Below are 12,988 nucleotides of genomic sequence, written 5' to 3'. Positions count from 1 at the left end.
GGACGAAAGGGGTGATGAGCCTGTCAATGTAATGCTTGCAGGCGCAGATGATAGCCGGGTTTACTCGCGGCACACGACGGGGGCCGCTGCCGTTGCTTCCTTCCGGACCTGGCGGAGTTCACGGCCTGCCGTTGCGCGAGGCCCGACTATCATCTCCGCCTGCAAGTAAAAGAACTGAAACTTAACCCCGATAAACGGGGTAAGTGCGTTCACGAAATCTCTTCTGCAAAAATCGCAGAAATGAATTTCTAACGCACTAAAAATGGCGAGAGAGTCCATCGAACTGCGGACTCAACCTACTGATATCAAAAAGATCCGGTAGGCCGCCTGAATGTTGCTACCACAAAAAATACCACAAAAGAATCAGTGGCCATTTAATTGAATACTCTGTTTACCATAAGGAGGGCTTGTTGGGCAAGCACAATTCAGTCATTTACCATGTCGCAGACCGACAGAGTGTGATTAACCTGCTGACACCAGACAAGATCCGGGGAGGTTCATATGTCAAACACCATCAAATACTATGACGCCCAACAATGGTTAAGAGAGACACAACCAAAACGGGCAAAGCTCCCGGCAGTGGTGGTCGCCATATTCGTTACCCTGCTCACCAGCGCGGTTGCCGGCCTGCTGGTTGGCCTCTGTTTCTTGGGAACATTCTGGTACTGGGCAATTGGCATCGCCTGCATCTCGCTCCCGTACATCCTGATGGATCGGGTGCAAGTGCGGCTCTATCATGGATACATCAAGGGGAAGCCGTTCTGGCCGCTGATCACGTACGCCTTCTCCAGCACGGACTATCGTCCATGTTATGTCCCCTGGTGGTACTGGCGCTGGTACTACTGGTAGTATAGCCTGTCCCTGTACAGCGAATTTCAGCCGGCTACTAACTTTCACCCGCCTGCCTCACAAACTCATACTTCTCCACAATCCTCAGCAGATCGAGAGCCGTCATTCCTGTATTCTTATAATACCAGTTATGAGCCCGGTGGACAGATATGTCGAGGTCGCTTGCAGCCTGCTTGATATTTATCTCATGCTCTTGCAGCAACTTCACAATATATCTCGTTAGGTCGCTATTGTTGAGTTCTTTTTTGTGGCAAATCTGCCACAGATTCTTTGTAGACATACGCCCCTTGTTGGTTGAAAGTATTACCGGAATATTCTGATGTGTAATTAAGGAGATATCCGGAAATGCACCAAGCGGGAACGGCATATACAGCGGCTGATATCAAGAGCCTGCGCCTGAAGGGTGCGATGTATATCCGCATGTCCACAGAGTTGCAGGTTGAGTCACCGGAAAATCAGGAGCGGGCAATACGAAACTATGCCGCTGAATACGGCATTGAAATCGTCAAGACCTATGCTGACCTGGGTGTCAGCGGGATCCACACGGAAAAGCGGGAACAGTTTCAGACCTTGATAGATGATGTGGAACAGGGGCGGAACGGATACAACATTGTCCTGTACCTGGATGAAAGCCGCTGGGGACGGTTTGTAGACAGCCGAGAGGCTGAGTATCACCGGATGAGGTTGGAACGCAGAAACGTCGTGTGCCAATCCTGCGAAAAGCCGGTGACGCTGACCAGCAACCTTGCAGACCGGATCATGACTCTGCTGCGGGACGAAAGCGCCAGCGACTACTGCCGCCAGCTCTCTCAGAAGGTATGGGCGGGACAATGCAATCTGGTATCAAAAGGATACCGGCAGGGAGGTGTGGCAGGTTTTGGGCTGAGGCGTATGCTATTGGATGAAGCCGGTAGACCCAAGCAGGAACTCGCGATGGGGCAGCGGAAAAGCCTGCTCACCGAACGGGTGATTCTGATGCCGGGACCGGATGACGAACTTCGGATTGTGAGCTGGATTTATGACCAGTTCATTGCCGGAATAAGCGAAACTGACATTGCAACGCAGCTGAACGCACAAGGGGTGCAAACCCATTTTGGTCGCCCATGGTCACGAGGGACTGTGTGTGAGGTACTGACCAATGAGAAGTATGTCGGCAACAACTTGTTCAACCGCACGTCGGGCAAGATGAAGAGCAGAGCCAAACCGAATCCGGAAAGCGAGTGGGTGCGTAAGGAACGCGCCTTCGAGCCCGTAGTGGACATGGAGCGTTTCTACACCGTTCAGGGGATTTACCGGGAGCGGAACAAAAAGACCACTGACGAAGAGTTGCTGCAGGGGTTACGGGATTTATACGCCAGGCAGGGACGCCTTTCCGCGCTGATCATTGACGAAGCAGATTTCTTACCTCCCTGCAGTCTGATCCGCAATCGTTTTGGCGGACTGCTGCGGGTCTATCAGATGATCGGATATACCCCGAAACGTGACTATCAGTATGTTGCCATCAACCAGAGGCTGCGCACCCTCCATGCCGAGATCGTTGCCGATGTCGTCCGCACCATAGAAAACCTATGTGGCAGGAAGATTCCTATCGATCCGGAAAGCTGCCTGCTGGAACTGAATCACAATCTATTTATTTCAGTTGTCATCAGCCGCTGCTTCACCACTCCTGCCGGAATCCGGAGATGGAAAATCCGTTTCGACAGCGGTTTCCGTCCTGACGTAACCGTAGCGGTACGCATGGATATCCGTAATGAAGCGATCCAGGACTATTACATCCTGCCCGCGCTGGAATTTTCTGATGGTCAGTTGAAGCTGTCGGAGGAGAACGCAGGATTTCTGGACGGCTTTCGTACCGACACTCTGGATTATTTGCTGAAGCTGAGCGTTAACATTTCTCTCGACAAGGCGGTGGAACATGGAGCATGGGGCCGTAGCGCTTATTCCCATTGAAGATATTCACATCCTGAACCCACGGGTGCGCAATCAGATCATTGCCGAAGAAATCCGACAGAACATTCGGAGCGTCGGCCTGAAAAGACCCATAACAGTCGCTCCCAGAAAAGATTCGAAAAACGGCAAGAAATATGACCTTGTGTGTGGGCAAGGGAGGATAGAAGCCTACATTGCCGCCGGGGTGACTGAAATCCCCGCAATCGTTCGCGAGGTAAGTGAAGAAGATGCACATCTCATGAGCCTCGTGGAGAATATCGCCCGGCGCAACAGCAGTGCCCTGGAACTCCTGTAGAGCATCAAGTATCTGAAAGGCCAGGGGTACGCAGACGATGCCATTGCTGCCAAGACCAACCTTGGAAAAGACTATATTCGAGGCATCATCCGGCTGCTCGAAGAGGGGGAGGAATACCTGGTCAACGCCGTGGAAAAGGGGCGAATTCCGTTATACCAAGCGCTGAACATCGCGGCGGAAGACGACACCGCTGTACAGATGGCCTTGACGGAAGCATATGAATCGGGGGCCTTGACCGGGAAGAAGCTGGTTGTTTTGCAGAAAATCATCTCCCGGCGGAAACATTACGGCAAAGGGCTTTCAGCTCCACACCGTAATAATGCCAAAGTTTCCGCGGAAGATCTTATTGCAGCCTATGAAAATGGCGCCAGGGAGAAGAAACGGCTGCTGGCTCAGTCGAACTATATCAAGGATGTATTGGACTACATGGCCGTGGCTTTGCGCCAGTTATTGAATGATGTTCATTTCACCAATCAGCTGAAGGCCGTCGGCATGAATGAAATACCTCTGCATGTAACGGATCTTCTGAAAAGGTAGCGGCCATGGCAAACATAATAAAGCAGGGATTCCAGGAAAAACTGGTCGAACTTGTCGTGGAGGAGTTGCTCCCCACCAAAAGCATTTCCATCTGTGCCAGGAAGTGCAGGAAGTATGCTCAGGTCCTTTCCTCCATTCGGGAAGTGGGCCTTATCGAAGCCCCTGTGGTCGCACCCTTGAAAAAAGGGAAAGGGTATCTCCTGCTCGATGGCCATCTGCGGATAATGGCCTTGAAGGAATTGGGAGTGGAGCGCGTCGCCTGTCTGATCTCCACCGATGACGAGACCTATACCTACAACAAATATATTAATCGGCTTTCTGCAATTCAGGAACATCGCATGATCGTGAAGGCTGTACAGTCAGGAGTCTCCGAGGAAAAGCTCGCCCGTGTCCTGAATCTTGACATCGGAACAATCAGAAATAAGAAGAATCTGCTTGAAGGTATCTGCCCCGAGGCGGTCGAACTTCTAAAGGACAAGGTAGTACCGGAACCGGTGTTCAGGGTATTGAGAAAAATGAAAGCGCCCCGGCAGATTAACGCTGCCATGTTGATGAATGACCAGAACAAGTTCAACTGCAATTATGCCAAGGCGCTTCTGGATGCAACACCGGCAAATCAGCTTGTCAATAAAGGCAAACCGAAAAAGGAGACGCCGGCAATACTGGCTCGCCAGGCTCGTCTTGAGGAAGAGAGTCTTGCCCTGTCCAGGGAAATAGGCTCATTGAAGGAGCAGTACGGTACAGCGATGATCGATATGACATCCATGCAGGCATATCTGAAAAGTCTGCTCGGCAACGACGCGGTTGCAAAATATCTGCGTGAATTACATGGACCAACTTATGACAAATTCAAGCATATCGCTGAACTTGACTTTTTCAGACTGAAAAATATGGAGTGAGGGGCTAATGCGGACGTTCTGTCGCCAACTAAGCGTCTCTATTCCTTTCCCCGATCCTCCCTTCCCAGGCTTGATTCATAAGCCGCTGGTATGTTATCTTCCGTATCATCGTCGCCTCCCATCCAAGGGAAGATCCGCCTTGGGAAAACGCTTGTTGGAAAAACACGCTTCGGAAACGGTCCGTCATCTTCATCATCTCTCGGTCTCATGGTTAACTCCGTTGATCATGGTAATCCGACCTGATATTGCCTTTGGTATTTCCTCATAGTTTGAAGTTATAAGGCAAAATACCGGCAAGTGTGTTAATGACCGTTTCACCACCAAATTCGAAAATGACAACCATGTCGTCACCAAACTCGTTGATAACCTGACGACAGGCGCCACAGGGAGAAAAGTCATCCGCGCTGGCTGCAATCGCAATTGCTTCGAAATCTCCAGGCTTGTAACCTTCAGACGTAGCTTTGAAGAGAGCTGTCCGTTCCGCACACATAGTCAGGCCATAGGAAGCATTTTCTACGTTACATCCCTTAATGATGTTTCCATCTTTTGCTAGGACAGCAGCTCCCACTTGGAAATTAGAATAGCGACAATAAGCATTATCTTTTGCCTTGTGGGCATCCGCAAGAAGTTTAAGGTAACATTCAACTTGTTCAGTAGATGCATCGATACAGTTCTTAATTGATTTTGTGCTCATATTGTAACCCCTTCTTTATGGGCAAATTTTTTGAATGTCTTGTAATAGTCAATAATGCTTCTGAGTTTCGGCTCAATTTTCTTAAATGTAATAGTTTCAATCACACCAAATTCGTCTTTTTGAAAAATGTATCCATGAAGCATACGATTCCATGTTAGCGGGTCATCAGATTTTTCAGGTGCGTATTCCGGATGAATCCGACCGCGATTCCGGCGGGATGCCGACCGCCGTTCCGATTTGATGCCGACCGGTATTCCGTTAGGAATCCGACCGCTGTTCCGGAGCAATCCGACCGGTTGTTTGTGATGTAGTCGCGAGGTAACTCAACAGGTATCCTTTCCTCATTCTATTTGAGGGGGAAACGATGCCACAAGAGAGAGTTACCATGCGAAAAATCCGAGAGATACTCCGTTTAGCCTGGTCATGTAACCAGAGTAGGCAATCAATTGCCACCGCTTGCTGTATCGGCAAGACGACCGTCACCGATACCCTCTGTAGAGCTTCAGCCGCCAATCTTTCCTGGCCCTTACCATTTGCCCTGGATGATGAGGGACTGGAGACACTTCTTTACCCAATCAATCCCGGTTCATCTCACCGTAAATGCATCCCGCCAGACTGGCATGCCCTGAACGCTGAATTTGTTACTCATAAAAACCTCACGCTCATGCTTCTATGGCAAGAGTACAAAGAGCAAAACCCTTCTGGCTATCAGTATTCCCAGTTCTGCGAACTGTTCCGCAAATGGAAGAAGAAACTCGACCTTTCCATGCGCCAGGAACACCGGGCAGGCGAAAAGATGTTCGTTGACTACTGCGGGCAAACTATACCGATTGTCGATGCATCAACCGGAGAGATTCGGGATGCCCAGGTATTTGTGGCGGTGATGGGTGCCAGCAACTACACCTACGCCGAGGCAACATGGTCACAGTCACTTCCTGACTGGACCGGGTCACACGCCAGAACATTTACCTTCCTTGGCTGTCTGCCAAAAACCATTGTTCCCGACAACTTGCTTTCTGCTGTTAGCAAAACCTGCCGTTACGAGCCTGACATAAATCCAACCTACGCTGCCATGGCCGCCCACTATGGTGTCGCTGTCATTCCAGCCCGTGTCAGAAAACCAAAAGACAAATCAAAAGCCGAAGTCGGGGTTCAGATCGTCCAGCGCTTCATCCTTGCCGGATTACGCAAACGAACCTTCTTCAGTCTGGCTGAGGCAAATGCCGCAATCAAAGAGCGCCTTGCTCTCCTAAACAATCGTCCCTTCAGGAAATTGCCGGGCACCCGCACGAGTAGTTTCCAAGAATTGGATCGGCCGGCAATGCTGCCGTTACCTGACAGCCATTATCAATATTCCCAGTTCAAGAAGGTTCGACTGAACATAAACTATCACTTTGAGCTGGACGATCACTTTTACAGCGCCCCTCACCGCCTTGTACGGGAACAACTGGAGATCCGCTATACCGAGACAACAGTCGAATGCTTCCATAAGGGAAACCGCGTGACATCCCATCCCAAGTCATCAGTAAAGGGAGGATATACGACCATCCCGGAGCATATGCCGAGGTCTCACCGGGTGTACGCTGAATGGACACCGGAGCGTTTGATCTCCTGGGCTGCCGGCACCGGCAAGGCTACAGCCCAGGTTGTGTCAGCCATTCTCTCAAGAAAACTGATTCCGGAGCATGGCTTCAATTCCTGTCTGGGCATAATTTCTCTGGGAAAACGCTTTAGCAAAGAGCGGTTGGAAGCTGCCTGCGAGCGGGCGCTGTACATCAAAGGCGTCAACTACAAAAGCATAAAGTCGATACTCGATAACAACCTGGACAAAAAACCATTACCCGCACAGCTACAATTACTTTCCGTTGCCCACGAGAATATCAGAGGCACGGACTACTACAATGATGAGAGGAAACCGCATGCTGACACAACCGACTATCGAGAAGTTGTACTCCATGAAGCTAGCCGCAATGGCTAAAGCCTTTGCAGACCAGATGCACTGCCCGGACATGGCACAGCTCACCTTCGAGGAGCGTTTCGGCCTGATCGTGGATTACCAGATGACTGATTTGGAGAACCGGCGAATGCAAAACCGGCTCAAAAATGCAAAACTCCGCCTTGCTGCCTCTATTGAGGACTTGGACTTCAGACAGGGGCGAGGCATGGATCGTTCAACCGTTATGTCACTTGCCGGAAACCAGTGGGTGAAGAGTCGTCACAACATACTTGTCACCGGCCCGACCGGAGCTGGCAAGAGCTATCTGGCCTGTGCACTGGCACAAAAGGCCTGCCGTGATGGCCACTCTGTTCTCTACCAGAGGATCCCGCGACTTCTTCAGGACATTGCGGTATCCAGGCATGACGGACGATACAGCAAACTCATTGCGCCAATAGTCAAGTGCGAGGTGCTGATCCTGGATGATTTCCTCATCTCTCCCATGACTCGGGAAGAACAACGGGAGCTTCTGGAGATCGTTGAGGACCGCTATGACCGGAAGGCGTGTGTCATTACCAGCCAGTTACCGGTAAAGGCTTGGCATGATGGTATGCAAGATCCTACTTTGGCTGATGCCATTCTGGATAGGCTGGTACACAACGCCTACAAGCTTGAACTGAAGGGTGAATCTATGAGAAGGAAAAAGCAATAATATGCCTGGAAAAAGTTGACGAAACCTTTTTTTGTGATAGTATCTTTATAAGAATTATTCTTAAATAGACTGGTAACAAACCCATTATGTCAGACACTGAAGAAAACCTCCTTATAAAGTTCAAGCGCACCTGCCGGGACGCAGGGATACGGTTCACGAATCAGCGCTTTGTAATATATCGTGAGTTAGCTTTGTCAACGGACCATCCAACTGCGGAAGCACTTTACCAGAGGCTACACGAAGCCTTTCCGTCAATGTCACTGGACACCGTCTACCGGACGCTTGCAACTTTTGAGCAGCATGGATTCGCAAAAAAAGTTGATACCGTTCACAGCCTTGCCCGGTTTGAGGTAGCCCGCTATCAACACCATCACCTGATTTGCAGAACATGCAGCAAGATAATTGATTTCATCTGGCAAGAGGTCGATACCGCTCCTCTACCCGAGAACATTGACGACTGGGGTCGGATTGATACCAGAAACGTCGTAATCTACGGTGTCTGTAAGGATTGTTTGAATGAGTAACTGTAACATTATGTTTCAACAACAGTGAAAGGAGAACGGAGATGAGTACAGACAGCAAATGCCCGGTCACGGGCAGAAGCAGCAAACAGGTTGCCGGAGGTGGCACCTCGAACCGGGACTGGTGGCCGAACCAGTTGAACCTCAGGATTCTTCATCAGAACTCCACAATGATTAACCCGATGGGCGAGGAGTTTAACTACACTGCAGAATTTAAAAAACTTGATCTGGAGGCGCTTAAAAAGGACCTCTATGCACTGATGACCGACTCGCAGGAGTGGTGGCCTGCTGATTACGGTCACTACGGGGGGCTTTTCATCCGTATGGCGTGGCACAGCGCAGGCACCTACCGCACCGGCGATGGCCGCGGCGGCGCATCCTCCGGTTCGCAGCGTTTTGCACCGCTCAACAGTTGGCCGGACAACGTCAACCTCGACAAGGCACGCCGTTTGCTTTGGCCGATCAAGCAGAAATATGGCAAAAAAATCTCTTGGGCTGACCTGATGATTCTGACCGGCAACTGTGCTCTGGAGTCGATGGGCTTTAAAACATTTGGCTTCGGTGGCGGACGTGAAGATGTCTGGGAGCCCGAAGAAGACATTTATTGGGGGTCAGAGGATACGTGGCTTGGAGACAAGCGCTACGCCAGTGACCGGAAACTCGAGACTCCTCTTGCCGCTGTACAAATGGGGCTGATCTATGTGAACCCGGAAGGGCCGAACGGCAACCCGGATCCGGTGGCATCGGGGCGTGACGTTCGAGAAACCTTTGCACGCATGGCCATGAACGACGAAGAGACAGTTGCACTTATCGCCGGAGGTCACACCTTTGGCAAGTGTCACGGTGCCGGACCTGCAACGCATGTGGGTCCTGAACCAGAAGGAGCCCCCATCGAAGAGCAGGGGCTCGGCTGGATCAGTAACTTTGGAAGCGGCAAAGGCGGCGATACTATCAGCAGCGGTATCGAGGGTGCCTGGAAGCCGAACCCTATCAAGTGGGACATGGGCTATCTGAATGTGCTGTTCAAATACGAGTGGGAACTGGTCAAGAGTCCAGCCGGCGCGAACCAGTGGCTGGCCAAGGACGTGGCCGATGAGGATATGGTAGATGACGCACACGACCCCTCAAAGAAGCACCGGCCGATGATGACCACAGCAGATCTCTCGCTTCGCTTTGACCCGATCTATGAACCGATTGCGCGGAACTACCAGCAGAACCCTGATCAATTCGCGGATGCCTTCGCCAGGGCGTGGTTCAAACTGACCCACCGCGACATGGGCCCCCGCTCGCGCTACCTCGGCCCGGAGGTTCCGGCGGAGGAACTGATCTGGCAAGACCCTGTTCCCGCTGCCACTCACAATTTGATTGATGAGCGGGATATTGCCAACCTCAAGGGCAAAGTTCTCGCTTCGGGACTGTCCATTTATCAACTGGTATCGACGGCCTGGGCATCAGCATCCACGTTCCGCGGCTCCGACAAGCGTGGCGGGGCGAACGGAGCGCGTTTGCGCCTCGCTCCGCAGAAGGACTGGGAAGTCAATCAACCCGCCCAACTGGGAACAGTGCTGCAGATCCTCGAAGGAATCCAGAATGTGTTCAACAATGAGCAGTCAGGCGGGAAGATGGTTTCACTCGCCGACCTGATTGTTCTTGGGGGATGCGCAGGCGTCGAGCAAGCGGCGAAGAATGCCGGCTACGCTGTGACCGTTCCTTTTGCGCCGGGGCGCACGGATGCACTTCAGGAGCAAACCGACATAGAGTCGTTTGCCGTACTCGAGCCGACTGCAGATGGATTCCGTAACTACCTCAAAACCAAATATGCCGTATCGGCAGAGGAACTGTTGATTGATCGGGCACAATTGCTGACGCTGACTGCTCCAGAGATGACGGTACTCATTGGCGGTTTGCGCGTATTAAATACCAATTTCGGACAGTCCCGACACGGACTTTTCACCAAGCAACCAGAAACGCTCAATAATGACTTCTTCGTGAATCTGCTTGATATGGGCACCACGTGGAAGGCGGCTTCGGATGCCGACGACCTGTTCGAGGGACGTGATCGCGCAACTGGTGAACTCAAATGGACCGGCACCCGTGTTGACCTCATCTTTGGTTCAAACTCCCAACTCAGGGCTTTGGCAGAAGTTTATGGATGTCAGGACTCTCAGGAAAAGTTCCTGAACGATTTTGTGGCAGCTTGGGACAAAGTAATGAACCTTGACCGTTTCGACCTTGTCTGATCGCACATAAGCGTCTCAAGGGGTTTGTTGGCACTCAAGAATACTTCAACCTGATCATGCGCGCCATGAAGGAATAAAATTACCGGAGGAATACCACATGCCAGAAATCAAAGGAACCAAAACAGAGAAAAATCTTATGGAGGCTTTTGCCGGGGAATCACAGGCTCGAAACAAGTATACGTACTTTGCTTCAGTAGCCAAAAAGGAAGGGTATGAAAAAATTGCGGAATATTTTTTAGAAACTGCTGATAATGAGAAAGAGCACGCCAAACTGCACTTTAAATACCTTAACGGTATTGGCTCAACAATAGACAACTTGAAAGCAGCGGCAGCGGGAGAATTTGAGGAACATACAGAAATGTATCCGCGCATGGCCAAGGAAGCCAAGGAAGAGGGCTTTAACGACATTTCCTATGTTTTTGAGGCTATCGGCAAGATCGAAAAAGCGCACAAGGAGCGCTACCTCAAACTGCTGGAAGAGGTTGAAACCGGAGAATTCTTCGTGAAGGGTGAAACTGCCAGATGGAAATGCCGCAACTGCGGTCACATTCATGAAAGCAAGGAAGCGTTAAAAATGTGCCCAGTCTGCAAGCATCCGCAGGCATATTTTGAGCTGATTGAAGATCACTATTAATGCTCATGAAGCGATATGGTTTGACATGGTTGAATCAAATATGATTTGGTGCAAAGAGATGTGGTTATTTTGAGAAAGAGCTCCCCTCTGGATAGTGGGGAGCTCACATAAATTGTGACAAAACAATAAACGCCTCGCGATATTACTACCAACTTGTCGGCATCAGTGGTTCGCTGGTCGGCATCAGACCGGAACACCGGTCGGCATCACGTCAGTTTCTTTGGTCGGATTCACCGGAATACGCATCAGGCAACATGTCAATCTTTGATGTTGCTGATTCTATGGATGCCAGTCTGTTATCAATCCAATTCGTATCAGCGTTACGAATATTGAACTTGTGGCTGTACCAATCTATATCAAAAACTTTCAGATCGGATTGTGTGTTCTGTTCAACAAACTGGAGATATTCATCACTATTTATAAAACGGTAATACAATTTTCGCTCTTCTTTTGCTCGCCCACCAAAATCCATATAAATCCTGAAATCAAGCGGTGTTGCAAGCATTGAGACTGAACATGTCAAAATTCCGGTCTTTGTTGCGGGGTCTTTTCTTGTAAGCGGTAACCAGATATAGCCGCTTGTCGTATCAATTGTTGTGAGAATATCAGTAAATAGACCGAACTGGTTCACCCAGTTTTCGAGAAAGTTTTTGAAAGGCACTAACTTACGACGCAATTTATATAAATTTTCAAAATCTTCACTAAGGATTTTAAGGGGCTCATCTTTAGCGAAGGCAACTTTTTTGTCTTTTGGTTTCCTGATTAGCACTGATCTCCCGCTAACCGCAACCAAGCCTCTGGGCGCTTGCCTGTCCTGACTGTTGCGCTGACCAGACGAGTGAGCATCCTTGCCAGATCGAAGCGGCGGTTGAAGCGATATTGATATTCACCAAGATACCGGTGAGCGTATTTTTCAAAGTCAAAGGCATGGTAGGTTCCGTTGATGGCGGTCTTCAAGTTTCCAAGGATGGTATTGACCCAGGTAAAACATTCCAAGTCAGTGCTTTTACGTCCTTGACCAACAACTTCACGCTGATGAGAACAACCACTCTCTGTAACGGCCTGGAAACACCATAGGCCATCTGATACTACGGTCGCTGAAGGAACAAGCGATCTGTCAGCCCAGGCAATTGTTTCTTCACGGGTAAACGCCTTGACCCGAGAGAAGACAGCGTACAAGGGGTTGTTCTGGTTGTTGGTTTGGACTGCGGCAATGAAAGGTACTTTGTTTTCAGAGCCGCGCCCGGTCTTTCCCCCGGGGTTTTCTCCTCCGAGATAGGCATCATCAACCTCGACCCGGTTTGAAAGTCTGGTTGTGCTTTCTCGCTCAAACATTACCTGCATGAGCTTGTGCTTCATTCTCCAGGCCGCCGGATAGCTGATGCCAAGTAAACGCCTGAGCTCAAGGGTTGATACGTTGTTCTTGTTCTGAGTCAGAAAGTACATGGCCTGGAACCAAATAGTCAGAGGAAGTTTCGTTGAGTGAAAGATAGTACCCTCAGTCAACGACGTCTGTGTCCGGCAGTTGCAACACTGAAACACCCGCTGAGCGTTCCGTCGGTATCTGTAGTGGTTTTCACTGCTGCACTTTGGACACCGAAAACCTTCAGGCCAGCGAGCATCCTCAAGAGCTGCTTCGCACTGTTGTTCATCGCCATACTTGGCAAGGAGTTGATTTAGACTCATGCCTGGCTGCAACTGGATTCGATTCATCTTCACGG

12 protein-coding genes, 1 other RNA gene and 1 pseudogene are annotated in these 12,988 nt (G+C 50.3%); 10 read left to right on the top strand and 4 right to left on the bottom strand.

The window, feature by feature from the left end:
* Window positions 1-49: 49 nt before the first annotated feature.
* An RNA gene (gene ffs, locus ACOCF6_RS11085) (signal recognition particle sRNA small type) lies at window positions 50-148 on the bottom strand.
* A 353-nt stretch (window positions 149-501) separates the two neighbouring features.
* On the opposite strand from ffs, the gene ACOCF6_RS11080 reads away from it, so the two are divergent.
* The 5 genes from ACOCF6_RS11080 (at window position 502) to ACOCF6_RS11060 (ending at window position 4,530) form a co-directional block, all read left to right on the top strand.
* A complete protein-coding gene (locus ACOCF6_RS11080) occupies window positions 502-849 on the top strand; it encodes a hypothetical protein (protein ID WP_482460438.1) in 348 nt (115 codons plus the stop codon).
* Between the two features lie 345 nt (window positions 850-1,194).
* Window positions 1,195-2,799 carry a recombinase family protein gene (locus ACOCF6_RS11075; RefSeq protein WP_482460437.1) on the top strand — a complete coding sequence of 535 codons (1,605 nt, stop codon included), beginning with the start codon at window positions 1,195-1,197 and terminating at the stop codon, window positions 2,797-2,799.
* Window positions 2,765-3,094, top strand: coding sequence for a ParB N-terminal domain-containing protein (locus ACOCF6_RS11070; protein WP_482460436.1), 330 nt, complete (start codon window positions 2,765-2,767; stop codon window positions 3,092-3,094). Before ACOCF6_RS11075 ends, ACOCF6_RS11070 begins: the two co-directional genes overlap by 35 nt.
* A 3-nt stretch (window positions 3,095-3,097) precedes the next feature.
* Window positions 3,098-3,631 (top strand): plasmid partitioning protein RepB C-terminal domain-containing protein, encoded by a 534-nt coding sequence (locus ACOCF6_RS11065; protein ID WP_482463332.1) that lies wholly within the window; start codon window positions 3,098-3,100, stop codon window positions 3,629-3,631.
* A 5-nt stretch (window positions 3,632-3,636) separates the two neighbouring features.
* Entirely contained in the window at window positions 3,637-4,530 is an 894-nt protein-coding gene (locus ACOCF6_RS11060; protein WP_482460435.1) for a plasmid partitioning protein RepB C-terminal domain-containing protein, read from the top strand.
* Window positions 4,531-4,792: 262 nt separating this feature from the next.
* Here ACOCF6_RS11060 and cdd read toward each other — a convergent pair whose 3' ends face one another.
* Window positions 4,793-5,224, bottom strand: coding sequence for a cytidine deaminase (gene cdd, locus ACOCF6_RS11055; protein WP_214173941.1), 432 nt, complete (start codon window positions 5,222-5,224; stop codon window positions 4,793-4,795).
* Window positions 5,225-5,609: 385 nt separating this feature from the next.
* Here cdd and istA point away from each other — a divergent pair.
* From istA to rbr, 5 genes and pseudogenes are all read left to right on the top strand, one after another.
* Window positions 5,610-7,127, top strand: a pseudogene (istA, locus tag ACOCF6_RS11050) (IS21 family transposase); the annotation flags it as partial.
* A gap of 16 nt (window positions 7,128-7,143) precedes the next feature.
* Complete coding sequence (gene istB, locus ACOCF6_RS11045; RefSeq protein ID WP_482458387.1) at window positions 7,144-7,872, top strand: IS21-like element helper ATPase IstB; 729 nt, start codon at window positions 7,144-7,146, stop codon at window positions 7,870-7,872.
* An 86-nt stretch (window positions 7,873-7,958) separates the two neighbouring features.
* The gene (locus tag ACOCF6_RS11040) at window positions 7,959-8,396 is read left to right on the top strand and encodes a Fur family transcriptional regulator (protein ID WP_482458388.1); all 438 of its coding nucleotides are present in this window, start codon (window positions 7,959-7,961) and stop codon (window positions 8,394-8,396) included.
* 41 nt (window positions 8,397-8,437) lie between these two features.
* A complete protein-coding gene (katG, locus tag ACOCF6_RS11035; RefSeq protein ID WP_482458389.1) occupies window positions 8,438-10,633 on the top strand; it encodes a catalase/peroxidase HPI in 2,196 nt (731 codons plus the stop codon).
* Window positions 10,634-10,730: 97 nt separating this feature from the next.
* Window positions 10,731-11,267, top strand: a complete 537-nt coding sequence (gene rbr, locus ACOCF6_RS11030; RefSeq protein ID WP_482458390.1) for a rubrerythrin — start codon at window positions 10,731-10,733, stop codon at window positions 11,265-11,267.
* Window positions 11,268-11,478: 211 nt separating this feature from the next.
* Here the strand turns inward: rbr and ACOCF6_RS11025 are convergent, their stop codons facing one another.
* Together ACOCF6_RS11025 and ACOCF6_RS11020 are read right to left on the bottom strand one after the other, a co-directional pair.
* Complete coding sequence (locus ACOCF6_RS11025; protein WP_482460434.1) at window positions 11,479-12,036, bottom strand: hypothetical protein; 558 nt, start codon at window positions 12,034-12,036, stop codon at window positions 11,479-11,481.
* Entirely contained in the window at window positions 12,030-12,986 is a 957-nt protein-coding gene (locus tag ACOCF6_RS11020) for an IS1595 family transposase (RefSeq protein WP_482460433.1), read from the bottom strand. The genes ACOCF6_RS11025 and ACOCF6_RS11020 overlap by 7 nt, the downstream gene beginning before the upstream one ends.
* Between the last annotated feature and the right edge of the window lie 2 nt (window positions 12,987-12,988).

This window comes from Geobacter psychrophilus, from assembly GCF_056821595.1.
This window is presented reverse-complemented; position numbering and strand designations above follow the sequence as displayed.

Excerpts from the sequence above, each read along its gene's own strand:
- ACOCF6_RS11080 (WP_482460438.1), top strand. The coding sequence starts at position 502 with ATGTCAAACACCATCAAATACTATGACGCCCAACAATGGTTAAGAGAG.
- ACOCF6_RS11075 (WP_482460437.1), top strand. The coding sequence starts at position 1,195 with ATGCACCAAGCGGGAACGGCATATACAGCGGCTGATATCAAGAGCCTG.
- ACOCF6_RS11070 (WP_482460436.1), top strand. The coding sequence starts at position 2,765 with ATGGAGCATGGGGCCGTAGCGCTTATTCCCATTGAAGATATTCACATC.
- ACOCF6_RS11060 (WP_482460435.1), top strand. The coding sequence starts at position 3,637 with ATGGCAAACATAATAAAGCAGGGATTCCAGGAAAAACTGGTCGAACTT.
- cdd (WP_214173941.1), bottom strand. The coding sequence starts at position 5,224 with ATGAGCACAAAATCAATTAAGAACTGTATCGATGCATCTACTGAACAA.
- istB (WP_482458387.1), top strand. The coding sequence starts at position 7,144 with ATGCTGACACAACCGACTATCGAGAAGTTGTACTCCATGAAGCTAGCC.
- ACOCF6_RS11040 (WP_482458388.1), top strand. The coding sequence starts at position 7,959 with ATGTCAGACACTGAAGAAAACCTCCTTATAAAGTTCAAGCGCACCTGC.
- katG (WP_482458389.1), top strand. The coding sequence starts at position 8,438 with ATGAGTACAGACAGCAAATGCCCGGTCACGGGCAGAAGCAGCAAACAG.
- rbr (WP_482458390.1), top strand. The coding sequence starts at position 10,731 with ATGCCAGAAATCAAAGGAACCAAAACAGAGAAAAATCTTATGGAGGCT.